The organism is Amycolatopsis sp. SID8362 (assembly GCF_010550475.1).
Taxonomy (GTDB): domain Bacteria; phylum Actinomycetota; class Actinomycetes; order Mycobacteriales; family Pseudonocardiaceae; genus Amycolatopsis; species Amycolatopsis eburnea.
This window is the reverse complement of sequence record NZ_JAAGNB010000666.1, coordinates 1-458: the sequence shown is the minus strand read 5'-3', so window position 1 is coordinate 458 and position 458 is coordinate 1. Positions and strand designations below refer to the sequence as shown.

The window sequence follows — 458 nt, the reverse complement described above, 5'->3', positions numbered from 1 at the left end:
GGGTCAGCGCGGCGAGCGCGGTCAGCAGCACCGAAACCGCGGCGGCCACGGCGATCCCGTCGAGGAACGGCATGCCGACGGTCAGCAGCCCGGCCAGCGAAACGCACACGGTGACCCCGGCGAAGACCACGCTGCGGCCGGAAGTCGCCGCGGCGGCGGCCAGCGCGTCCGCCGGTGGCGCGCCGTCCCCGCGGCCCTGCCGGTAGCGGGTCAGCACGAACAGCGCGTAGTCCACGCCGACGCCGAGCCCCAGCAGCGCGGCGATCTCGGTGCTGATCTTCGGGACGGTCATGACGTGCGAGAGCAGCGTGACGACGGCCAGCGCGCAGCCCACCGAGACCGCCGCGGTGAGCACCGGGAGCAGCACGCAGGTCAGCGAGCCGAACGTCACCAGCAGCACTAACGCCGCGGCGAGCAGGCCGATCCCGGCGTTGCCCAGGTCCGGCGCGGCCGCCGTC

General features: G+C 74.9%; 1 protein-coding gene. It reads right to left on the bottom strand.

The features are described from left to right. Positions 1–400 (bottom strand): MMPL family transporter (locus G3I65_RS20385; protein ID WP_309235580.1); only part of this gene is annotated, 400 nt, incomplete at its 3' end. Between the last annotated feature and the right edge of the window lie 58 nt (positions 401–458).